The sequence below is a fragment of the Sphingobium limneticum genome, assembly GCF_008710165.1.
GTDB classification, from domain to species: domain Bacteria; phylum Pseudomonadota; class Alphaproteobacteria; order Sphingomonadales; family Sphingomonadaceae; genus Sphingobium; species Sphingobium limneticum.
On sequence record NZ_VYQA01000017.1, the window covers coordinates 41,938 to 63,251 of the forward strand.

19 protein-coding genes and 1 tRNA gene are annotated in these 21,314 nt (G+C 63.6%); 15 read left to right on the forward strand and 5 right to left on the reverse strand.

Going from position 1 to position 21,314, the window contains the following annotated elements; translation table 11 throughout:
* Positions 1-91 precede the first annotated feature (91 nt).
* The 4 genes from F4U95_RS19030 (at position 92) to F4U95_RS19045 (ending at position 7,787) form a co-directional block, all read left to right on the forward strand.
* The gene (locus F4U95_RS19030; RefSeq protein ID WP_150426692.1) at positions 92-1,141 is read left to right on the forward strand and encodes an arabinan endo-1,5-alpha-L-arabinosidase; all 1,050 of its coding nucleotides are present in this window, start codon (positions 92-94) and stop codon (positions 1,139-1,141) included.
* 38 nt (positions 1,142-1,179) lie between these two features.
* The gene (locus F4U95_RS19035) at positions 1,180-2,607 is read left to right on the forward strand and encodes a glycoside hydrolase family 43 protein (protein WP_150426693.1); all 1,428 of its coding nucleotides are present in this window, start codon (positions 1,180-1,182) and stop codon (positions 2,605-2,607) included.
* Positions 2,608-2,858: 251 nt separating this feature from the next.
* A complete protein-coding gene (locus tag F4U95_RS19040) occupies positions 2,859-5,645 on the forward strand; it encodes a TonB-dependent receptor (protein ID WP_150426694.1) in 2,787 nt (928 codons plus the stop codon).
* Positions 5,646-5,762: 117 nt separating this feature from the next.
* Positions 5,763-7,787 (forward strand): MGH1-like glycoside hydrolase domain-containing protein, encoded by a 2,025-nt coding sequence (locus F4U95_RS19045; RefSeq protein ID WP_150426695.1) that lies wholly within the window; start codon positions 5,763-5,765, stop codon positions 7,785-7,787.
* A 158-nt stretch (positions 7,788-7,945) separates the two neighbouring features.
* Here F4U95_RS19045 and F4U95_RS19050 read toward each other — a convergent pair whose 3' ends face one another.
* Together F4U95_RS19050 and F4U95_RS19055 are read right to left on the reverse strand one after the other, a co-directional pair.
* Positions 7,946-8,683: a hypothetical protein gene (locus tag F4U95_RS19050; protein WP_120250934.1), complete on the reverse strand. Its 738-nt coding sequence runs from the start codon at positions 8,681-8,683 to the stop codon at positions 7,946-7,948.
* A 199-nt stretch (positions 8,684-8,882) separates the two neighbouring features.
* Entirely contained in the window at positions 8,883-9,185 is a 303-nt protein-coding gene (locus F4U95_RS19055; RefSeq protein ID WP_120250935.1) for a hypothetical protein, read from the reverse strand.
* Positions 9,186-9,622: 437 nt separating this feature from the next.
* Here F4U95_RS19055 and lptB point away from each other — a divergent pair, with 437 nt between their 5' ends.
* Together lptB and rpoN are read left to right on the forward strand one after the other, a co-directional pair.
* Complete coding sequence (lptB, locus tag F4U95_RS19060) at positions 9,623-10,405, forward strand: LPS export ABC transporter ATP-binding protein (RefSeq protein ID WP_120250936.1); 783 nt, start codon at positions 9,623-9,625, stop codon at positions 10,403-10,405.
* A 45-nt stretch (positions 10,406-10,450) separates the two neighbouring features.
* Positions 10,451-11,986: an RNA polymerase factor sigma-54 gene (gene rpoN / locus F4U95_RS19065; protein ID WP_150426696.1), complete on the forward strand. Its 1,536-nt coding sequence runs from the start codon at positions 10,451-10,453 to the stop codon at positions 11,984-11,986.
* A gap of 273 nt (positions 11,987-12,259) precedes the next feature.
* Here the strand turns inward: rpoN and F4U95_RS19070 are convergent, their stop codons facing one another.
* Both F4U95_RS19070 and F4U95_RS19075 read right to left on the reverse strand, forming a co-directional pair.
* Entirely contained in the window at positions 12,260-12,472 is a 213-nt protein-coding gene (locus F4U95_RS19070) for a helix-turn-helix transcriptional regulator (protein ID WP_120250939.1), read from the reverse strand.
* Positions 12,469-12,888 carry a hypothetical protein gene (locus F4U95_RS19075; RefSeq protein ID WP_150426697.1) on the reverse strand — a complete coding sequence of 140 codons (420 nt, stop codon included), beginning with the start codon at positions 12,886-12,888 and terminating at the stop codon, positions 12,469-12,471. The genes F4U95_RS19070 and F4U95_RS19075 overlap by 4 nt, the downstream gene beginning before the upstream one ends.
* A gap of 316 nt (positions 12,889-13,204) precedes the next feature.
* Between F4U95_RS19075 and F4U95_RS19080 the strand changes: the two genes are divergently transcribed.
* The 9 genes from F4U95_RS19080 (at position 13,205) to F4U95_RS19115 (ending at position 20,151) form a co-directional block, all read left to right on the forward strand.
* A complete protein-coding gene (locus F4U95_RS19080) occupies positions 13,205-14,059 on the forward strand; it encodes a D-amino-acid transaminase (RefSeq protein ID WP_150426698.1) in 855 nt (284 codons plus the stop codon).
* A gap of 244 nt (positions 14,060-14,303) precedes the next feature.
* The gene (locus tag F4U95_RS19085; protein ID WP_246171645.1) at positions 14,304-15,347 is read left to right on the forward strand and encodes a MarR family transcriptional regulator; all 1,044 of its coding nucleotides are present in this window, start codon (positions 14,304-14,306) and stop codon (positions 15,345-15,347) included.
* Positions 15,348-15,406: 59 nt separating this feature from the next.
* Positions 15,407-15,482 (forward strand) — tRNA-Val (locus tag F4U95_RS19090).
* A 213-nt stretch (positions 15,483-15,695) separates the two neighbouring features.
* Positions 15,696-15,863: a hypothetical protein gene (locus F4U95_RS24635; protein WP_161600416.1), complete on the forward strand. Its 168-nt coding sequence runs from the start codon at positions 15,696-15,698 to the stop codon at positions 15,861-15,863.
* A 45-nt stretch (positions 15,864-15,908) separates the two neighbouring features.
* Complete coding sequence (locus F4U95_RS19095; protein WP_150426724.1) at positions 15,909-16,136, forward strand: zinc-finger domain-containing protein; 228 nt, start codon at positions 15,909-15,911, stop codon at positions 16,134-16,136.
* A gap of 85 nt (positions 16,137-16,221) precedes the next feature.
* On the forward strand, positions 16,222-17,664 hold the full coding sequence (gene tldD, locus F4U95_RS19100) for a metalloprotease TldD (protein ID WP_150426699.1): 1,443 nt from the start codon (positions 16,222-16,224) through the stop codon (positions 17,662-17,664).
* Between the two features lie 54 nt (positions 17,665-17,718).
* Positions 17,719-18,294: a DUF924 family protein gene (locus F4U95_RS19105; protein WP_150426700.1), complete on the forward strand. Its 576-nt coding sequence runs from the start codon at positions 17,719-17,721 to the stop codon at positions 18,292-18,294.
* A 158-nt stretch (positions 18,295-18,452) separates the two neighbouring features.
* Entirely contained in the window at positions 18,453-18,791 is a 339-nt protein-coding gene (locus tag F4U95_RS19110) for a P-II family nitrogen regulator (protein ID WP_004209785.1), read from the forward strand.
* Between the two features lie 13 nt (positions 18,792-18,804).
* A complete protein-coding gene (locus F4U95_RS19115; RefSeq protein WP_150426725.1) occupies positions 18,805-20,151 on the forward strand; it encodes an ammonium transporter in 1,347 nt (448 codons plus the stop codon).
* Between the two features lie 174 nt (positions 20,152-20,325).
* Here the strand turns inward: F4U95_RS19115 and F4U95_RS19120 are convergent, their stop codons facing one another.
* The gene (locus tag F4U95_RS19120; RefSeq protein WP_150426701.1) at positions 20,326-21,276 is read right to left on the reverse strand and encodes a phytoene/squalene synthase family protein; all 951 of its coding nucleotides are present in this window, start codon (positions 21,274-21,276) and stop codon (positions 20,326-20,328) included.
* Positions 21,277-21,314: the final 38 nt, after the last annotated feature.

Sequence of the window (21,314 nt, forward strand, 5' to 3'; positions counted from 1 at the left end):
GGTGGGTGGAATTGCCGCCCGCTCCATCCCCCTGCCGTCATGCCCCTGCCAGCCGGCGGGTGCATGACGCTGACGATAAGGAGAGGCCCGGATGACCCGGCAGATCATGTTCACGCTGGCGGGCCTCGCCCTGTTCGCAACCAATGCCCCGGCCATCGCGCAGCAGGCGGCGGCCCCTGCCGCAGGGACGCTCAACAGCCGCCTGACCGGCGACCTCGTCCCCACCCATGATCCGGTCATCGCGCGCGAAGGTGACACCTATCATGTGTTCAGCACCGGCCATGGCAAGCGGCTGATCGAAACGCGCACGTCGAAGGATCTGGTGACCTGGACCGCGGGCGACCCGATCTTCACCTCGCTCCCCGCCTGGGCGAAGGACGCGATCCCCGGCAGCGACGGCATGTGGGCGCCCGACATTTCCTACGTCAACGGCCGCTATCGGCTTTACTATTCGGTATCGACCTTCGGCTCCAACCGGTCCGCCATTGGCCTGGCCACCAGCCCGACGCTGGACCCCAAGGCGAAAAACTACGCCTGGCGCGACGAAGGCCTGGTCGTCATGTCCACCAAAGACGATGATTATAACGCCATCGACCCCAATTTCATCATCGACCGCGAAGGGCGCCACTGGCTGAGCCTCGGCAGTTTCTGGACCGGCATCAAGCTGTTCGAACTCGACCCCAAGACCGGCAAGCCCAAGAATGCGAAGAAGCCCGTCTCCATCGCGCGCCGCCCCGCCCCCGCCGGCGGCCCGGCTCCGGTGGAGGCGCCCTTCATCGTCGATCATGGCGGCTATTATTGGCTGATGGTCAGCTATGATTATTGCTGCAAGGGCGCGAACAGCACCTATTATACCGTCATGGGCCGCTCCAAGGACATTACCGGCCCCTATCTGGGCAAGGATGGCAGCCCGTTGATGGAGGGTGGCGGCACCATCTTCCTGCGCGCCGACCTTCAGGAACAGCAGCGTTTCCGTGGCCCCGGCCATGCCGGCTGGCTCCACGACGTTGATAGTAAGACCGGGGACGGCAAAGACTATGTCGTCTACCACGCCTATGACAAACAGGCGAACGGCGCCCCCACCTTGCGCATCGCCCCGGTACGCTGGGGGGCTGACGGCTGGCCCCAGGCCGAATATTGAACGCTTTTAGTCCGACTAACCTATTCGGAGAGATTCTGATGTCGATCACCCTGTCCCGCCGTGGCTTTATCGGCAGCGCTGCCGCGCTGTCCGCCACGCCCGCCATCGTCCAGGCCGCGTCCACCCCGGCGGATGCGCCGGTCCCCGTCAATCCGCTGGTCAAGCAGCGCGCTGACGGCCAGGTCTTCCGCCACGACGACGGCTATTATTACCTCACCGGCTCCGTCCCCGAATATGATCGCCTGGTCCTGCGCCGGTCGAAGACGATCGCGGGCCTGGCCACCGCCAAGGAAGCGGTGCTGTGGCGGCATGAAAAGAGCGGCCCGCGTTCGGGCTATATCTGGGCTCCCGAACTGCATCAGATCGATGGCAAATGGTATATGTATTTCGCCGCTGGCCCGGCGGGCGGCGGTGACGACGTGTTCCGCATCCGCACCTTCGCCATCGTCTGCGACGGTCCCGATCCGATCACCGGCAATTGGAGCGTGCTGGGCGAATTGCAGACGCCCTGGGACAGTTTCAACCTCGATTCGACCAGCTTCGTGCACAAGGGCGTGCGCTATTTCGCCTGGGCGCAGCGTGAGCCGGGGATCGAAACGAACAGCAACCTCTATATCGCGAAGCTCGAATCGCCGCTGAAGCTGGGCGAGAAGGTCACGCGCCTGACCGTGCCGACGCTCGACTGGGAAGTGCGCGGCTACAAGGTCGCCGAAGCCCCTGCCGTCCTGCACCGCAACGGCCGCCTGTTCATGACCTATTCGGCCAGCGCCACCGATGCGCGCTATTGCCTGGGCCTGCTGACGGCGGACGAAAATGCCGACCTGCTCGACGCGAACAGCTGGACCAAGTCGCCCCAGCCGGTCTTCGTCTCCAACAGCGCCACCAGCGTCTATGGCCCCGGCCACAACAGCTTCACCGTGGATGAAAAAGGCCGTGACATCCTCGTCTATCATGGCCGCGACTATGAGGCGATCCAGGGCGACCCGCTGCTCAATCCGGACCGCCACACCCGCGTCCAGCGCCTCTATTACACCGCTGACGGCACCCCCGATTTCGGCGTGCCGGTGGGCAATGGCCCGCTGCCCGAACGCTTCGTGTCCTCCACCGATCCGACGCGGTTGATGGCGCATGACGGCACGGCGCTGATCGCAGGCAACCCGTCGCTGGCGCAGACCCAGTTCCGCCAGACGTCCGGCCGCGCCGGCGCGCGCAGCGTCATGCTGTCCCCCATCCTGATGCCCGACCATTATCTGGTCGCCGGCGCGGACGGATCCTTGGCCCTGCAACCCGACAGCAAGAGCGCGGACTTCAATCTGCGCAGCCAGTTCGTCCGCTTCGACGAGAAGACGCTGCATGCGGCGCGCTTCGTATCGATCGCCACGCCGGGCAAGGCGATCGGCATTGCGGCAGATCAGCTGACGCTGGTGCCGAGCCGTGACCCCAGCGCCTGGTGGCATCTCGACTGACATCATAAGTCTGACTATTCAAAGCCTAACGGGCGCCTTGCCAAGAGCGAGGCGCCCGTTTTTCGTCGACGGTATGGCGTGAATACACCGCAAAACGGGGCGTTCCACGCCTGCGACAATAATATCACATCGCTGAAATTTCACTGCAATGAACCGTAATTTTCCGCTTGCGATTCATTTGTCGGAGCAATAATTAGTCCGAGTAATTCATGCATGGCGTAGATGCGCCAGCTTATGGGGAGGATATCCAAATGGCATTCAAGCCGGTCGCACTCGCTTCCGCTTCCATGTTCGCACTGATGCTGTCGGGCGCCGCCCACGCACAGGACGCGGCCACCGTCGCACCGCAGGATGAAGCCGCCGACATCGTCGTCACCGGCGTCCGCGCCTCGATCGTCGGCGCACTCAACGTCCGCAAGCAATCGACCCAGATCGTCGATTCGATCGTGTCGGAAGACGTCGGCAAGCTGCCCGACAACAACGTCATCGAAGCGCTCCAGCGCGTCACCGGCGTCCAGGTCACCAACCGCACCGGCGGCGAAGCGGCCGGCATCTCGATCCGCGGCCTGACCGACGCGCTGACCACCCTCAACGGTCGCAACATCTTTACCGGCACCGGTCAGGCGTTCGCGCTCCAGGATATTTCGGCGAACCTCGTCAACCGCGTCGACGTCTACAAGACCCGTTCGGCCGACCAGATCGAAACCGGCCTGGCCGGTCAGGTCGACGTCCAGACCCGCCGCCCGTTCGATTTCGACGGCTTCGCCATTTCGGGCCTGGCCCGTGGCATCTACAATGAGCAGGCCGACACCTATAATCCCAACGTCGCACTGCTGATCAGCGACCGCTGGGAAACCGGCATCGGCGACATCGGCATCCTGGTGAACGGCAGCTACACCCGCACCAAATATCGTGACCAGACCGTCACGGCGGGCGCACTGGTGCCCTTCGCTGCCGAAGCCGGCAACGGTTTCTCGCGCCTGGAACGCATCTTTCCCGGCCCGGACAATGTGAACTGGCAGCCCGGCCTCGATCGCGGCCTGCCAACGGCCGCCGGCTCGACGCTCAACATCAACGGCGCCGAAGTCCCCTATGTGCTGTCGCGCGACGCCGTGTTCAGCTCGGATCTTTATGGCAAGCGTGAACGCCCCTCGTTCAACGTGGCGCTGCAATGGGCGCCCAACAGCAGTTCGGTCTACACCGCCGAAGTCTATTATGCCGGCTTCCGTGGCGAAACCTTCAACAGCCTCCAGTTCAGCTTTGTCGACTGGTGGGGCAACCCCGGCTCGATCGAAACCTATGATGGCACCAACATCGTCAAGTCGCGTACTGGCGTGGCGGATGTCTATGGCTTCAACAGCGGCGACTTCAACAAGTCGAAGACTGACAGCTTCGTCTATGCGCTGAACGGCAAGTGGGATCTGGGTGATCGCGGCAAGATCGTCGGCGACCTCGCCTATCAGACCAGCAAGACCCAATCCTCCTTCATCGCCATGCGGACCGATCGCGTCGCCAGCTCGATCGACGTCGATTTCAACGCCGCCGGTGGCATCCCCTCCTATCATTTCAGCGACGATAGCCTGCTGAACGACCCCAGCCTCTGGAACGTCGTCCAACTCTACGACAATGCGAACCGCGACAAGGGCAGCGCCATCACCGGTACGCTCGACGGCTATTACACTTGGGATGAAGGCTTCATCCGTCAGGTGAAGGCCGGCATCCGCATCGACCAGCGCAAGGCGTCCAACTATGTGCGCACGCAGGACCGCGGCGCACCGCTGGTCGCCACGACGCTGGCTGGTCTGGGCGAAGGCGCGACCTTCACCAACAAGGATTTCTACCAAGGCCGCGCCGACGTGCCGACCAGCTGGACGCTGGCCAATGGCTACTGGCTCCATGACAATGCCGACACTGTCCGTGGCCTCTATGGCCTGCCGACATCGGAACAACTGTCGCTGCAAAAGACCTTCGACATCGATGAAAGCACGATTGCCATGTATGCGCAGGTGGATGGCGAAGTGTCGATCTTCGGCCGCCCGCTGAAGCTTCAGGCCGGCGCTCGCTATGTCACGGTCGACACCGACTATAATTTCTTCGACCGCTACAACAATGGTGCGCATACCGGCGTTTCGTCGGGTTCGGACCGCTGGCTGCCCAGCTTCACCGCCCGCTACGAGATTTTCGACAATCTGCGCCTGCGCTTCAACTATGGTGAAACGCTGCGTCGCCCCAATTTCGGCGACATCAACCCGAACTACAACCTGACCGGCGACCTCACCAATGTCGGCTACGGCAGCGGTTCGGCCGGTACCGCCAACCTGGCGCCCACCCATTCGAAGAATATCGACGTGGCGCTGGAATGGTATTTCGAGCGCAACAGCGCGATCACGCTGACGGCCTTCCGTCGCAAGATCGACGGGCTGGTCGTGCCGCTGACGGTCATGGAATATATTCCGAACAACGGTATCGAAGCCGGCGCTACGGACTATTTCGCCATCACCCGTCCGGTCAATGCGTCCAACGGCGTGCTCAAGGGACTGGAACTGGGCCTGACCTACTTCCCGTCCTATCTGCCGGGTCCGCTCAACGGACTTGGCTTCGTGGGCAGTGTCACCGTCCTCGACTCCAAGCAGAATATCCCACTCACCAACTCGGCCGGCGAAGTCACGGGTCAGGCTACCTCGTCCTTCTTCGGCGTGTCGGACCTCAGCTACAACGCCACGCTCGCCTATGATAACGGCCCGATCGGCGCGCGCCTGTCCTACATCTGGCGCAAGGAGTTCCTGGCGAACAACGAAGCGCGTCTGTTCGCCAATCCGATCGGCGTGTGGCGCAATCCGGAAAAGAGCCTGGATCTCCAGCTCACCTGGAACGTCAACGACCGTCTGGGCGTGACCTTCGATGCGGTGAACCTCACCAAGTCCAAGCAGCAGACCTATTACAAGTTTGAAGATGTCGGCGGCCCGGACCAGTTCAACCTTGGCACCACGCTATTGTCGCGCACCTTCGCGCTGGGTGTTCGTTATACCTTCAAGTGAGTGCCCATGGGGCACGGCGTCTCCTCGCCGTGCCCCATAACATGGCGGCCGTATCGGGATGCTCTCCAGTCCCGCTACGGCCGCCATATTTGTTTCTGCTACGAAGGAGGACGACCGATGCGCGCGATGAAGATGATCCTGCTGGCGGGGGCCGCCTTGATGAGCATCGGCGCGGCGTCGGCGCCCCCCTCCAAGATGGACACGACCGCCATCGCCGCCCAGCGCTTCGGCAACGACGCACCCTGGTATCGGGACCGTATCCCCTTCTTCGAATCCGCCGACCCCAAGATCGACGCGGTCTATTATTATCGCTGGGCGCTCTATCGCGGGCATCAGCGGGATCTGGGCGCCGAAGGCTATATCACCACCGAATTTTTCGACGATGTCGACTGGCAGCGCCATCCCTATGCCAGCCTGAACGACGCCAGCGGCTTTCACATCGGCGAGGGACGCTGGCTGAACGACCGGCGCTTCGCCGACGATTATATCAATTTCATGTATCGCAGCGGCGGCAACGACCGGCACTTTACCGATCATATGGCCGACAGCGTCTGGGGCCGCTTCCTGGTCGATGGCGACCGGGCGGACGCGATCGCGCATCTGCCGGTGATGAACCATATCTATCGCCTGTGGGACGATAAATATGACTTCGCCAAAGGACTGTATTTCGTGGAGCCGCTGCTGGACGCCACCGAATATACCGTCTCCTCCATCGACGCATCGGGCGGCAAGGACGGGTTCCGGGGCGGCGAGGCTTTCCGCCCTTCGGTCAACAGCTATATGTTCGCCAATGCCCGCGCGCTGTCGAAAATAGCGGCGATGGCCGGCAACAAAGCCATGGCTGCCGACTATGCCGCCCGCGCCGATGCGCTGCAAAAGCGCGTCCTTCACGACCTGTGGAGCGACAAGCTCGGCCACTTCATCGACCGCCACCAGTCGAAGACCGACTTCGCCAACTATTGGGATCCGATCCGTAACCGCGAACTGGTCGGCTATCTGCCCTGGATGTTCGACCTGGTCCCCGACGACGCCAAATATGCGGCGGCCTGGGCGCATCTGCTCGACCCCGCCTCCCTCGCCGGCAAGGCGGGCATGCGCACGGTGGAAGCCAATTACGAATATTATATGCGCCAATATCGCTATCTGGGCAGCGCCCCGGAATGTCAGTGGAACGGCCCGATCTGGCCATATCAGACGACGCAGGTGCTGCACGGCATGGCCAATCTGCTCGACCATCAGACGCAGACCGGTCCGGTCACGCGCAGCGCCTATATGCGTCTGCTGCGCCAATATGCCGCGCTTCACTATCAGGGAAATCACCTCGACATCGAGGAGGATTATCACCCCGAAACCGGCAAGCCGATCGTCGGCCTGGACCGCAGCCATCATTATTTCCATTCCGGCTTCAACGACCTCATCCTGACCGGGCTGGTCGGCATCCGCCCGCGCGCCGATGATGTGCTGGAGGTGAACCCGCTATTGCCGAATGCCGGCGATCCACAGGCGCTCGCCTGGTTCCGGGTGCAGGACGTCCCCTATCATGGCCATAAGGTCGCGGTGACATGGGATGCGGACGGCAGCCATTATAAGCGCGGCAAGGGCCTCTTCATCGAAGTGGATGGCCAGCCTGTCGCCCACCGCGAAACGCTGGGCCGGATCGAGGTGCCGGTGGCCCGCGCGCCCACGCCCGCCATCCAGCGTCCGATCAACCGGGCAGTGCAACTGGTACGCGGGCAGTTCCCGATGGGGTCAGCCTCCAGCAACGCCGACGTCGAAAATGTCCATGATGCGATCGACGGCCGGGTCTGGTTCTTCCCGGAACTGCCCAATGGCTGGTCCTCGGCGCCCTCGCCCGCCGATCAATGGTATGCGATCGACCTGGGCAAGCCCACCGACCTCGCCCGCGCCGAACTCGCCTTCTTCGCCGACGGCAAAAGCTTTGCCGTGCCGCAAAGCTACCGGCTTCAGGCCTGGGTGGACGGCGACTGGCGCGACATCGCCGTGCCGAAGGGTAGCCCGGTCGCCAACGGCGTCACCGACGTCCGCTGGCCCCGGCTTCAGGCGAGCAAGGTCCGCCTGCTCTTCACGCAAGCCAAAGGCAAAGCGATCCGCCTCGCCGAGTTCAAACTGTTCGCGGACTGATCGCTTAGGCTTTTTGGACATGCGTCCTTGACGCATCCGCACCGGCCCGCACCCCCACCCGACCACCCAGACATGGTATCCTGATTGGCGGTCGGGTGGGGGTGTGGGCCGGCACCGCATAGAAAATGCGCTCTTTCGCGCATTTTCCAGCTGGACTCTCAGCCCACATCACTGGTGCGGGCGGCGTTCAGGAAGGGCTGAACCCGTAGCCGGGGGAAAACCTGCTCGATCGGCTTGCTGTCGGGCAGGATATAGACATAGCCGCCCTTGCGCCCGAACAGCGGGCTGACCTTGGCATAAAAAACCTTGGGCACGTTGATGCAGCCGAAGGTGATGCGATTATCCTCGATCCCGGGGGACAGCATCCGCTCCTTGCGCTTTTCCTTGGGATTGCCGGGCGGGATGGTGTGCAGCGCGACAGAGGTCGCATAATCGACCCACAACACCCGCTGCTTGCCCGCCGCGACGCCGAATTTCGCCAGAAAGCGCCCGGCCGGCGTGGTCTTTTCCGCAGGGCCGATTTCGGCCAGGCTCTTGGCACCGATCCCCGGCGTCGCATCATCGCCCGGCGCGATGCCGATCAGCACCGGCGCATGATCCAGCATCTTGCCCTTGGCGTCGAACAGATAGGCGGCAGCCCCCTGCTTATCGATGACGATATAGGGCAGCGCGTGATTGTCCTTTGCCGAAGCCACCCAATCGACCACGCGGGTCGCGCCGTCCGATAATATGGGCGGCGGCGCCTCCACTTTCGCGACGGGGGCAGCCGGCTTCTTCCTGGTCGCCGCCTTCTTCTTTGCGGCGGCGGATTTGGGGGCTGGCTTCTTGACGGCGGCCTCGGCCGGGACGGCGGTGACGAGCGCAAATCCCGCCAGCGCCATGAAAGCACGGATCATCTTTTTATCTACACTCACGAAAAGGGGCCGGCGTCCTAGGGGGAAGACGCCGGCCGGGAAGGTCATGATCTTATGGCGCGGACGAACGCCGACGGGGGTCGGTCGCAAGGGGAATTGCGCGTCCACTTTATGATCGCATCGTCATGGGCGGACAGGTGTGCCCCGCCGTCCATGCGATGCTTGGGGCCGCCCCGCAGGGTCAGTTACGTGCGCGCTTGCGCTGGGCGGCCTGAAGCTGCTGCTCCACACCATCGACACGGCCGTTCAACTGGTCGAGGCGCTGGCTATTCTGCTGCGCCTGGCCGGACGCCGACTGCGCCTCCGCCAAAGCCTGCTGAGCGGTGCCATCGGTGGTCTGCAATTTCGCATCGAGCGCATCGACGCGCTGATTGACGGTCGCGACCTGTTCACGGACGAACCCCTTGGTGGCACAGCCACCCAGACCCAGCGAACCGATCAAAACCACAGCCAGCGGGGCCATTTTCGTCATAGACGGCGACATGTTTTTCTCCTTATTGGTAACACAGCCGCAACAGTCGAAGCTCAGCGCGTCAAAACCGACAACGATATTCTGACCGGCCGTGCGTCCTGCCAGCCGAATGGAGCGATCCTGAAACGCACGCTATTCCGCCAAAAACGGACATGAATTGCGGATTAACCCGGATGGAAATACATCCTTCCGCTGATCCCGCATCGGCAACGGACTGTCGAGCCGGTGCCGACAACGCGGGATGGAATGCGGTGATTCGCCGGTCATGGAATGGGACAGATTTGACCGGTCGATGACAGGTCCGAATTTTGCCCCGCCCACCCCTCTTGCGGCCCATATCGCCATTTTTCCCCTTGCCCCGGCGGCGATCCCATGCACAAAGCTTGCCAACTGCCGTGCGCGTACCAATTTCCCGCGTGCCTGAACGAACGGCTGCAAGGACAAGACGCATGAACGACGTGGTGACCCCGGACCGGACGGCGCAACGCCCGCAAATCCCGCATGAGGTGGGGGAAGGCCTGTCGGTCATCTCGATCGCCAAAAGCTATGACAAGCGCGTCGTGCTGTCGGACGTGTCGCTGACCGTGGGTAAGGGCGAGGTGGTAGGCCTGCTCGGTCCCAATGGCGCAGGCAAGACGACCTGCTTCTATTCGGTGATGGGCCTCGTGCGCCCCGACCATGGCCGCATCGTGCTGGACGGGCAGGATATCACCAACCTGCCCATGTATCGCCGCGCGATTCTGGGCCTGGGCTATCTGCCGCAGGAAACCTCCATCTTTCGCGGGATGACCGTGGCGCAGAATATCGGCGCGGTGCTGGAGCAGGCGGAGCCGGACAAGGCCGCCCGTGCCGCTCGCCTGGAGCAATTGCTGTCCGAATTCGGCCTCACGCGCCTGCGCGATTCCGCCGCCATGGCCCTTTCGGGTGGTGAACGCCGCCGCTGCGAAATCGCCCGCGCGCTGGCGGCCAACCCATCCATCGTGCTGCTGGACGAACCCTTTGCCGGCATCGACCCGCTGTCGATCGCCGACATTCGCGATCTGGTGAAGGATTTGAAGACGCGGGGCATCGGCGTGCTGATCACCGACCATAATGTCCGCGAGACGCTGGAAATCGTCGATCGCGCCTGCATCATCTATGGCGGGCAGGTGCTCTTTGCCGGCAATCCGACCGAACTGGTTGCCAATGCCGACGTCCGCCGCCTCTATCTGGGCGAGAATTTCCAGCTTTGATATGATGACCGCGCGCGCCCTTCTCTATGATCGGAGCGGCGCATAATGGCGCTCGGCCCACGCCTGGACATTCGCCAGAGCCAGTCTCTGGTGATGACGCCCCAGCTCCAGCAGGCGATCAAGCTGCTGGCGCTGTCCAATCTGGAGATCGAGGCGTTCGTCGCGGGCGAACTGGAAAAGAATCCGCTGCTCGAATCGGGCGGCGGCGATGACGGTCCCCCTGCCCCCGACGGCATCGACCAGATGGTCGAGGCGCCCACGCTGTCCGCCGAAACCGGTGGGGCCGACGATCTGATCGCACAGGGGCTGGGCGCGGCCGACAGCCCGCTCGACGTCGATCATGGCGCGGATAGTTTCATCGACGATGGCCCCGGCGATCGGATGGCCGACGGCATCGCGGAGGCGCATGGGGCCAGCGGCGGCGGCACGGATGCACTGTCCGGCAGCTATGCCGAGGACGCGCCCGACTTCGACAGTTTCGCCGCGCCCGACATCGGCTTGCAGGAACATCTGATGGGGCAGGCCCGTGCCACGCTTTCCGGCATGGATCTGCTGATCGCCACCCAGTTGATCGGCCAGATCAGCGAGGCGGGCTATCTGGAGGCGAACCTGCTCCAGACGGCACATGGCCTAAGCATTCCCCTCTTCGACATCGAACGGGTGCTGGGCGTCATCCACACATTCGATCCCATCGGCGTCGGCGCGCGCAGCCTGTCCGAATGCCTTGCGCTGCAAGCCAGGGAGGCCGACCGCTACGACCCCTGTATGGCGCGGCTGCTCGCCAATCTCGACCTGCTGGCCAAGGGCGCCCTGCCCCAGCTGCGCCGGATCTGCGGCGTGGATGAGGAGGATATGGCGGACATGATCGCGGAACTGCGCGGTTACGATCCCAAGCCCGGCCTACAATTTTCGCAGACAAGCGCCGCGCCGGTGACGCCCGACCTGTTCGTGCGGCCGACGCGCGAAGGCTGGGCGATCGAGGTGAACAGCGCCACCCTGCCCCGCGTCCTCATCAACCGCAGCTATTATGTCGAACTGGCCAGCGGTCCGCAGGACAAGACGGCCAAGGCCTGGCTTGCTGATTGCCTCGCCAGCGCCAACTGGCTGGTGAAGGCGCTGGACCAGCGGCAAAAAACGATCATCAAGGTGGCGAGCGAGATCGTCCGCACCCAGGAAGCCTTCTTCCAGCAGGGCGTCGCCCATCTGAAACCGCTGACGCTCAAAGCCGTGGCCGACACGATCGGCATGCACGAAAGCACCGTCAGTCGCGTGACCTCCAACAAATATCTCTCCTGCCCGCGCGGCCTGTACGAACTCAAATATTTCTTCACCAGCGGCGTGGCGTCATCGGGCGGCGATGGCGGGTCCGTCTCGGCCGAAGCGGTCAAGAGCCATATCAAGACGCTGATCGGCGCCGAAGACCCGCAGGCGATCCTGTCCGACGACACGCTGGTCGACCTACTGCGCGCCAAGGGCATGGACATAGCCCGCCGCACCGTCGCCAAATATCGCGAGGCATTGGGGATCGGGTCGTCGGTGCAAAGGCGACGACAGAAGGCATTGAAGGGCAAGGCGGCGTAAGGACGTCTTGGACTGGTTGCGCGCATTCTCGCCATTCCTTCTCCCCCGGAGGGAGAAGGATAAGAAGCCTTGGCGACGAAGGAGCCTAGGCGCAGTTGGATGAGGGGGCTGGCGCAAGACGGGCCTATTACTGTGAGGTTGCTCCCCCTCACCCAGCTTCGACTAGGCAGCGAGCTGCCAAGTCTGCGCAGCCCTCTCCCTCAAGGGAGAGGGGTAAGAAAAGTCTGCTCCCTACGCGTCCAGCCATAATCCAAGCAGGCCCTATCTCCGATGTCACCCCGCATCCCCGATCCAGAACAGCGCTTCGACCGGCTTGCCGATCACCTGCGCAATCCTGATCGCCAGCAGGGCGGACGGCGAAAAGACCAGATTTTCGATCGTGTTGATGGTCTTGCGCGACACACCGACGCGCTGCGCCAGTTCCGCCTGCGTCAGGCCAAGCCGGTCGCGCTCTTCCCGCAGTCCGTTCAGCAGCCGCTCGGTCATGAATGGATCGATACCCGTTCCGACACGCCAAAGCTGATCAGTGCGGAACTGATCCCCACCGTCATGATGATCTGGATCGCGTCGCGCGGGCCATAATCCTTCAAGAAAGACAGCGCATAGCAGACCATCGCCGTCGCCAGCATGTTCCAGAATCCGATCATCAACGATCGCCGCCGGTTCACGTCGCTGCCTTCGTCATTCAGCATGCCGCGCAGGCGCGGATCGCGGAACAGGCCGCTGGCCCACAGCAGGAACAGCGCGATCACAAGGCCTGTGATCCCCCAACTGACCGGCCCCGCCCCGCCATCGTCCATCCTTTGCGACTGGGTCACGATCAATATCGTCCCCATCATGATGGCCGCGGTCGATCTTCGCCGGGCCAGACGTTCCGCCCGATCCGCAACCATGGTCGTCATTTTCACCTCCACGTAACCTATAGGTTACATGTAACTTCAAGGTTACATAGCGTCAACACCGGTGCGCCTGTCCTACTTCGTGCTGTCCCGCTATGATCCCTACGACGCTCTCCAGGCCCCCTGCCCAGCACGGCGTCGCTCGCAACAATATGTCCAACATAGGACATTCCATGTCTCGATCAGCGGGAAATGTGCGAAGTTAAGGCAGGCAAATCCTATTTTGGCGCGTCACCCCGGTCGCTCTTGACCCCGCCCGCGCGACCGGCAAAAGCGGCGGCCAGACACGCCCAAACCAGATCAAAGGATCGCCCATATCATGTCCGTCGCCTATCTGAACGGTGCCTTCTTGCCGCTCGAAGATGTCCGCATCTCCCCCCTCGACCGCGGCTTCCTGTTCGCCGACGGCATTTATGAAGTCGCCGCCGTGATCGACGGCGGGCTGGTCGACAGCGCCAGCCATCTGGCTCGGCTGGAACGCTCCACCGCTGCCATCGGTATCCCCCTGCCCTTGTCGCTCGATGCGATCGAAGCCGCGCAGAAGGAACTGGTCGTCCGCAGCGGCCTGACCGAGGGCCTCGTCTATCTTCAGATCACGCGGGGGGTGGACGCCAGCCGCGACTTCATCGCAGCGCCGGGCCTGCAACCGACCCTGTTCATGTTCATGCAGGACAAGGTCGTGGTCGATCTGCCCGGCGTGAAGACCGGCATCGCGGTGGCGACCATGCCCGACCTGCGCTGGGCACGGCGCGACATCAAGAGCGTCGGCCTGCTCGCCCAGGCCATGGCCAAGCAGACGGCCAAGGATGCCGGCGCGCAGGAAGCCTGGATGATCGAAGACGGCTTCGTCACCGAAGGCGCCTCCTCCACCGCCTTCATCGTCACGGATGAGGGGATCGTCACCCGCCCCTATAGCCAGACGGTGCTGGCGGGTTGTACCGGCGCGGCGCTGACCGCGCTGGCGGAAGAAAGCGGCTTGGCCGTCATTCGCCGCCCCTTCACGCTCGAAGAGGCCCTGGTCGCGAAGGAGGCGTTCATCACCAGCGCCTCAACCCTCTGCCTGCCGGTGGTGCGGATCGACGGCGAGCCGATCGGCGACGGCACGCCCGGCCCGGTCGCCACCCGCCTGCGCAGCCTCTATGTCGATTTCGCCCGCGCGACGTCGGTTCGATAGGCCGGACACGATAATTAACTCCATAATGGAGGAAGCTTCATCCCTTGTTGAGGGATAGGAAACTTCCTTCATTCTGGCGTCGCTCTGGCGGGAAGCTGGACGGACAGCCGGCGCGGATCGGGCCTGTAACCCGCCCAAATGCCGCTTTTCCGGCCAATATCTCCATTATGGCTGATTTCGTGGCTGAAACGATCCGTTCTTGCTTTATTCTACGGAACGAACATAGAACGGGAGTCGGACCATGATGGAAGATTTTTCCTACGCCCAACCCCAAAGGGGACAGCTCCAACCGGGGGCCATACCCCCCCTTGCCGCGCGCGACGATCGTGCCAGCCTGCTGGTGGTGGCAGACCGGATGGAGGCCGCCGATCTGGAACCTGTGGCCGGTGCAGCGGGCTTCCGCCTGCTCGGCGTCACGCCATTGGCCGACGCACCGATCCGGCTCGATCTTCAGGCGCAATGCGACACGATCCTGTTCTTCTGCCCGACGATGACGCCGCTGCTGGAACGACTGTTGGTTCAGGTGGAAACCCAGGCGATCCAGAATGGCATGGCCGTGATCATGGTCGCAGGATGGGAGACGGTGGAACTGGCCTTCGCCTGCCAGCGCAGCCCGCATAGCCAATTGCTGTGCGACCCCGACCGCACCGAACTGGCCGCCGCTCTGGTCGCGGCCGGCGAACATCGCCCCGCCGCCGGTCAGGTCCATGAGGCCGATCGCGAAGGCGCCCGGCTCCAACGACTGAGCGAGGAGGTCGGCCGCCTTGCCCGCACGCTCGACGCGCTGACGGAACGGACGGGCATGGCCATGCCCAGCTTCGACCTTGGTCCGCGCATTTCCGACCGACCGAGCGACTATATCGGCATGCCCGCCCTAGCCACGATCGGCACCGCGATCGGCGCGCCCACCAGCGCCGCGACAGCGATGGGGGACAAGGCAGCGCCGGCCATCACCGCGACGCAGGTGCGCGACCTGCTGCGCGCCCGGCGGATACGTTCCGACTTCCTGCCCGGCGACCTGTTCGCCGATCCCGCCTGGGACATGATGCTGGACCTGCTGGCCGCGCGGCTGGAACATGAGCGGGTGTCGGTATCGAGCCTCTGCATCGCGGCGGCCGTTCCACCGACCACGGCGTTGCGCTGGATTCGCACCCTGACCGACAAGGGGCTGGTGGAGCGTCAGGCCGATCCGCATGACGGTCGCCGCGTCTTCATCGCTCTGGCGCAGGAGGCTACGGATGCGCTGACCCACTGGTTCGGCGCCAGCCGCCGCCTGCTCGCCACCTGATTGCATCCTCACGCTTGACGGCCCGACTTTTTCGCTTAGATAGGCGCTCTCCCGAGAGGGGGCGATTAGCTCAGTTGGTAGAGCGTCTCGTTTACACCGAGAATGTCGGCGGTTCGAGCCCGTCATCGCCCACCAGTTTTTTGGTCTGTAGAGCCCATCCGGGGGGTGGGCGGCCAAAAAACTCCAAGCAGCTATGCTGCAAGGGTGCCGGACAGGAAAATGTCCGGGGGACATTTTCCCGCAAAACTCCTGTATCGAAGCGAAGGGCATCTTCGGCGGACCTACAATATCCAATCCGCATCCGTAACGTTCATCGCGCAGCAAGCCTGCGTGTAGCAATGTTCCTGCATGCCATTCGCAGCCTTCTTCAACGGGACGATCCTGCCTCTCATGCTGATGCTGTCGCCGCTTGCGGTAATGGCGGCCGCGCCTTTCACGGGTTGGCACACCGTCGCCAAGATAACCGAAATGCAGGGCCACAAGCCTTGCACCAGCCATCAACATCCATTGATGTGAAGCCGCATATTGCAGCGCACCGGCACCGCTGCTAACCGCTTTGCCATGATCCAGCCGCCCGAAACCATCCGAGTCTCCAAGTCCCGCGTGTCCTGCGACGGTAGCGGAGACATTCCCGCCGCCCTCGGCCATCCGCGCGTCTTTCTGGAAATCGACGAGCATGGCTATGTCGATTGCGGCTATTGCGATCGCCGTTTCGTGCTGATCGGCGGCGTGGCCGATCATGGCGCGACGACGACGCAGCCGGACATCGCGTCGGGCGCCAGCCTTTAAGGCTTGCCGCCCGCCGGCGTCGTCCGATCGCGCGTCCCCATAAATTTCCATTGGCTTGAGGCCGGTCATCCCTATATCGGACGGCATGACCGATCTCGCCAACCAGTTCACTGACGCCCGCGGCCTGCTCTATCGTCCGGGCCTGCTCGATCCCGATGGCGCGCGCCGCCTGACCGCACAGGCGCTGGGCGCCTGCGACGACGGCGAACTCTATCTGCAATATCGGGCGAGCGAGAGCTTCGGATTTGACGACGGGCGCCTGAAGACCGCCGATTATTCGACCGATGCCGGCTTTGGCCTGCGTGGCGTGTCGGGCGAAATGACCGGTTTCGCCCATGCCAACGACATCAGCGAAGCGGCGATCGCGAAGGCAGCGCAAACGCTGAGCCTGCTCGACCCGGCCAAGGGCCAGCCTGCCCCACCGCCGCCGCACACCAACCGCCATCTCTATACCGACGCCAATCCGCTGGAGATCGTCCCCTTCGCCGAGAAGGTGAAGCTGTGCGCCGAGATCGACGCGGCGGCCCGCGCCCGCGACCCGCGCGTCGCGCAGGTGTCGGTCAGCCTGGCTGGCAGCTGGTCGGTGGTGGAAATCGTTCGCGCCGACGGTTTTACCGCGACCGACATCCGCCCGCTCGTGCGCCTGAACGTCTCCGTCATTCTGGAGGAAAATGGCCGCCGCGAAACCGGCGTGTTCGGCATCGGCGGCCGCTATCTTTATGACGAGGTGATGGCCCCCGCGATCTGGAACCGCGCCATCGACGAGGCGCTGGCCCAGGCGCAGGTCAATCTGCGCTCGATCGCCGCCCCCGCCGGCGAAATGACCGTGCTGCTCGGCCCCGGCTGGCCCGGCGTGCTGGTGCATGAAGCCATCGGCCATGGCCTGGAAGGTGATTTCAACCGCAAGGGCACCAGCGCCTTTTCGGGCCGCATCGGCCAGCGCGTCGCCGCGCCCGGCGTCACCGTCGTGGACGATGGCAGCATCATGAGCCGGCGCGGTTCGCTCTCCATCGATGACGAAGGCACGCCGACGCAGGAAAATATCCTGATCGAGGATGGCATCCTCAAAGGCTATATGCAGGACCGACTGAACGCCCGGCTGATGGGCGTCGCCCCCACCGGCAACGGCCGCCGCGAAAGCTACGCCCACGCCCCCATGCCGCGCATGACCAATACCTTCATCAAGGGCGGCCAGGACGATCCGGAGGAACTGCTGAGCCGCATGAAATCCGGCATCTTCGCCAAGAGCTTTGGCGGCGGGCAGGTCGACATCGTGTCGGGCAAGTTCGTCTTCTCCTGCACCGAGGCCTATAAGGTCGAGAATGGCAAGATCGGCGATCCGATCAAGGGCGCGACCCTGATCGGCGATGGTCCGACCGCGCTGACCAAGGTGATCGGCATCGGCAACGACTGGGCGCTGGACGAGGGCATCGGCATGTGCGGCAAGGGCGGGCAAAGCGTGCCGGCGGGCGTGGGCCAGCCGACATTGCTGCTGGAAGGCCTGACGATCGGCGGCACGGCGACCTGAGCCTGCGACGGCATGAATGGCGGAACGGCATCGGGCATCCGTTGTTGATGGGATATGAACATGCTGACCGATAGCCATGATGCGGTGACGGACGACTGGGCCGCCGCCCTGCTCGATTTCTGGTTCAACCAGGTGGGCGAGCAGGGATGGTTCAGCCATGATCCCGACCTCGATCGGCTTTGCACGGCGCGCTTTCGGACTTTGTGGCAGGAAAAGCAGGCATTGCCTGCCGAAAGCTTTCTCGACCGTGCGGACGATGCGCTGGCGGCGATCCTGCTGTTCGACCAGCTACCCCGCAATATGTTTCGCGATACTGCAGAAGCGTTCGCCACCGACCCCCTCGCGCGCGACGTGGCCCGTGGCGCCATCGCGCTGGGCTATGACATCCAGATCGGCGGCGCAGGGCGCCTGTTTTTCTACATGCCGTTCCAGCATAGCGAAGCGATCGAGGATCAGGATCTGTCGTTGACGCTGTTCGAAGGCGCCGGCGACGAGCGGTCGCTGGATTTCGCGCGCAAACATCATGAAACCATCGCGCGTTTCGGACATTTCCCCCATCGCAACGCGGTACTGGGCCGCCCCACCACGCCGGAAGAAGCGGCAGCGGTGGAAGAAGGCGCACGCTGGTAGGCAAAAGCTGCCCATTTTTTAGGCAGCAAAGTCGCGCTGCACAATTTTTTGGCGCTCTCTCTGGCCGTCCTGCCTCCTAACCCCGCATTAACGCGCCTTTAGCGTTTTGGCACGCCTCTTGCTGAGTATGTCCCCGCACACCAGTAACAGGGGGCGACATGAAACTTGTCATGGCTATCATCAAGCCGTTCAAGCTTGACGATGTCCGCGAGGCACTCTCCTCGCTCGGCATCGCAGGAATGACGGTGAGCGAAGTGAAGGGCTTCGGCCGCCAGAAGGGGCAGACCGAAATCTACCGCGGCGCCGAATATTCGACGAATATGGTCCCGAAGATCAAGATCGAGGTGGTCTGCGACGACGACCTCGCGCCCCGCGTCGTGGAAGCGACCCAGGCGGCCGCCAATTCGGGCGCTATCGGCGATGGCAAGATCTTCGTCCTCGATGTCGGTCAGGCCGTGCGCATCCGCACCGGCGAGACCGGCGAAACCGCGCTGTAAGAAGGGGGGAATGATGACCTTTTCCAAGAAAATCGGCAGCGTGGCGGGGGCGACCGCGCTTTCGCTCTTCGCTGCCCTGCCCGCCTGGGCGCAGGACGCTGCGGCGCCCGCCGCCACGGTCGACAAGGGCGACGTCGCCTGGATGATGACCTCCACCATTTTGGTCCTGGCGATGATCCTGCCGGGCCTGGCCCTGTTCTACGGCGGCCTGGTCCGCAGCAAGAACATGCTGTCGGTCATGACGCAGATCGGTGCGGCCGCGTGTCTCGCGATGCTCATCTGGGTCATGTACGGTTATTCGATGGCCTTCGGCCCCGACTATACCAGCGGCCTTTCCAACTTCGTTTCGACCTTCGACAAGGCGTTCCTGAAGGGCGTCACGCCCGCTTCGCAGGCTGCGACCTTCACTGCCGGCGTCGAAATCCCCGAATATGTGTTCATCAGCTTCCAGATGACCTTTGCCGCGATCACAGTGGCGCTGGTGCTGGGCTCGGTGGTCGAACGCATCAAATTCTCGGCCGTCATGGTGTTCGCCGCCGTGTGGCTGACCATCACCTATTTCCCGATCGCCCATATGGTCTGGGCCGCTTCGGGCTATTTCTTCAAGGCTGGCGCACTCGACTTCGCTGGCGGCACCGTGGTGCACATCAATGCGGGCGTGTCCGCTCTGGTGGCCTGCCTCATCCTGGGCAAGCGTATCGGCTATCCCAAGGAACCGATGGCGCCGCACAGCCTGACGCTGACGGGCGTCGGCACCGGCCTGCTGTGGGTCGGCTGGTTCGGCTTCAACGCCGGTTCGGCGCTGGAAGCCAATGGCTCGGCCGCACTCGCCATGATCAACACCTTCGTCGCCACGGCTTCGGGTGGCCTGTTCTGGATGCTGGCCGAAAAGCTGAACGGTCATAAGGGTTCCGCTCTGGGCTTCTGCTCAGGCATCATCGCCGGCCTCGTCGCCGTGACGCCTGCCGCCGGCAATTCCGGCCCGTTCGGCGCGATCATCCTGGGCGCTGTCGCCTCGATCGTCTGCTTCTACGCCGTCACCGTCCTCAAGCCCAAGCTTGGCTATGACGACTCGCTGGACGCCTTCGGCATCCACGGCATTGGCGGCATGATCGGCGCGATCGGTACCGCCATCGTCTACTCGCCCGCCTTCGGTGGCCCCGGCGCGGAAGACTATGCAATCGGCGCCAAGCTGCTGGTCCAGATCGAAGCGGTGGTCGTGACCATCATCTGGGCATCTATCGGCACCGCCATCGCCATCTTCATCGCCAAGGCCGTCACCGGTCTGCGGGTCAGCCAGGAGGTCGAATATGAAGGCCTCGACCTCGGCGAACATGGCGAGCGCGCCTACAACCAGTAAGTTTTCACTGCATTGGCCGGGCGGCATGGTCCGCCGCCCCGCCTTCCGATGTTCCTCCTGCGAACATGCCTTGGGTCGGTACGAAAGTGCCGACCCTTTTTTTGACAACGCGCCGGTGCGAAAGCATCAGCCCTTGTTTCCGTGCAGCAGTGAAGGCGGCCGTGCTTTGGGCGGTCAGCCCGAGCGGGTCCAAAGCGTCGCGGGACGAGGCGTAGTCGCCGGCCAGCGGCGCGCCCTGCCGACGGTCTGAACGGCTGCCCGTGCCACCCAGCCCAGTTTTTCGCGCTTGAGCGTAACGACGCGATGGTCCCAGGCATGTTGGCCCCGGCGTCCGACCTGGCGAGCGATGTCGCCATAGATGCCGGCCGCTGCCAGCACCGCCCAGGCCGCACGACGCGGCAAGGCCCCCGTGCCGTGGCGGGCGCTCGCCTCATAATCGGCGGCCATGTCGGCCATGCGCCGGGCGAGTATGGCAAGGCGCGGACGGACCCAGGGCTTCATATGCTCGCCCGGCGGGATGTCCATTTCCGCCAGCCACTCCTGCGGCAGGTAGCAGCGATCCGCCGCCTCATCCTCGCTGATGTCGCGGGCGATATTGGCGAGTTGAAAGGCAAGGCCGAGGTCGCAGGCGCGGTCGAGCGTCGCCTGATCGTCCGGATCGACGCCCATCAGCACAGCCATCATGCAACCGACCGCGCCGGCGACATGATAGCAATAGCGCAGCATGTCGGCCTCGCTGCGCGGCCGCCAGTCGCGGGCGTCGAGCGCAAAGCCTTCGATCAGGTCATGGGCATAGACGGCGGGGATGGCGCATTCGCGCATCACCACGCCAAAGCCGTCAAAGGCCGGATCGCCGGTCGGATCGCCGCGCAGTGCCTTGTCGGTCATCACCCGCATCATGGAAAGGCGGGCCTGCGCATCCGACACGCTGGTCATCGCGCCGCCATGATCCTGTCCATCGGCGATATCGTCGCACTTGCGGCACCAGGCATAGAGCAGCCAGGCCCGCTCGCGCGTCACGCGATCGAACAGCTTCGAAGCCATGGCGAAGGATTTGGAGCCGCGCGCGATGCTGTCGCGGGCATGGGTGACGAGGGCGGCGCGGTCGGGGATAGTAGAGGACATGGGCCAGACATGCCCTGCTCGGCACGGAAAGTCACCCA

Excerpts from the sequence above, each read along its gene's own strand:
- F4U95_RS19030 (WP_150426692.1), top strand. The coding sequence starts at position 92 with ATGACCCGGCAGATCATGTTCACGCTGGCGGGCCTCGCCCTGTTCGCA.
- F4U95_RS19035 (WP_150426693.1), top strand. The coding sequence starts at position 1,180 with ATGTCGATCACCCTGTCCCGCCGTGGCTTTATCGGCAGCGCTGCCGCG.
- F4U95_RS19040 (WP_150426694.1), top strand. The coding sequence starts at position 2,859 with ATGGCATTCAAGCCGGTCGCACTCGCTTCCGCTTCCATGTTCGCACTG.
- F4U95_RS19045 (WP_150426695.1), top strand. The coding sequence starts at position 5,763 with ATGCGCGCGATGAAGATGATCCTGCTGGCGGGGGCCGCCTTGATGAGC.
- F4U95_RS19050 (WP_120250934.1), bottom strand. The coding sequence starts at position 8,683 with ATGATCCGTGCTTTCATGGCGCTGGCGGGATTTGCGCTCGTCACCGCC.
- F4U95_RS19055 (WP_120250935.1), bottom strand. The coding sequence starts at position 9,185 with ATGTCGCCGTCTATGACGAAAATGGCCCCGCTGGCTGTGGTTTTGATC.
- lptB (WP_120250936.1), top strand. The coding sequence starts at position 9,623 with ATGAACGACGTGGTGACCCCGGACCGGACGGCGCAACGCCCGCAAATC.
- rpoN (WP_150426696.1), top strand. The coding sequence starts at position 10,451 with ATGGCGCTCGGCCCACGCCTGGACATTCGCCAGAGCCAGTCTCTGGTG.
- F4U95_RS19070 (WP_120250939.1), bottom strand. The coding sequence starts at position 12,472 with ATGACCGAGCGGCTGCTGAACGGACTGCGGGAAGAGCGCGACCGGCTT.
- F4U95_RS19075 (WP_150426697.1), bottom strand. The coding sequence starts at position 12,888 with ATGACGACCATGGTTGCGGATCGGGCGGAACGTCTGGCCCGGCGAAGA.
- F4U95_RS19080 (WP_150426698.1), top strand. The coding sequence starts at position 13,205 with ATGTCCGTCGCCTATCTGAACGGTGCCTTCTTGCCGCTCGAAGATGTC.
- F4U95_RS19085 (WP_246171645.1), top strand. The coding sequence starts at position 14,304 with ATGGAAGATTTTTCCTACGCCCAACCCCAAAGGGGACAGCTCCAACCG.
- F4U95_RS24635 (WP_161600416.1), top strand. The coding sequence starts at position 15,696 with ATGCCATTCGCAGCCTTCTTCAACGGGACGATCCTGCCTCTCATGCTG.
- F4U95_RS19095 (WP_150426724.1), top strand. The coding sequence starts at position 15,909 with ATGATCCAGCCGCCCGAAACCATCCGAGTCTCCAAGTCCCGCGTGTCC.
- tldD (WP_150426699.1), top strand. The coding sequence starts at position 16,222 with ATGACCGATCTCGCCAACCAGTTCACTGACGCCCGCGGCCTGCTCTAT.
- F4U95_RS19105 (WP_150426700.1), top strand. The coding sequence starts at position 17,719 with ATGAACATGCTGACCGATAGCCATGATGCGGTGACGGACGACTGGGCC.
- F4U95_RS19110 (WP_004209785.1), top strand. The coding sequence starts at position 18,453 with ATGAAACTTGTCATGGCTATCATCAAGCCGTTCAAGCTTGACGATGTC.
- F4U95_RS19115 (WP_150426725.1), top strand. The coding sequence starts at position 18,805 with ATGACCTTTTCCAAGAAAATCGGCAGCGTGGCGGGGGCGACCGCGCTT.
- F4U95_RS19120 (WP_150426701.1), bottom strand. The coding sequence starts at position 21,276 with ATGTCCTCTACTATCCCCGACCGCGCCGCCCTCGTCACCCATGCCCGC.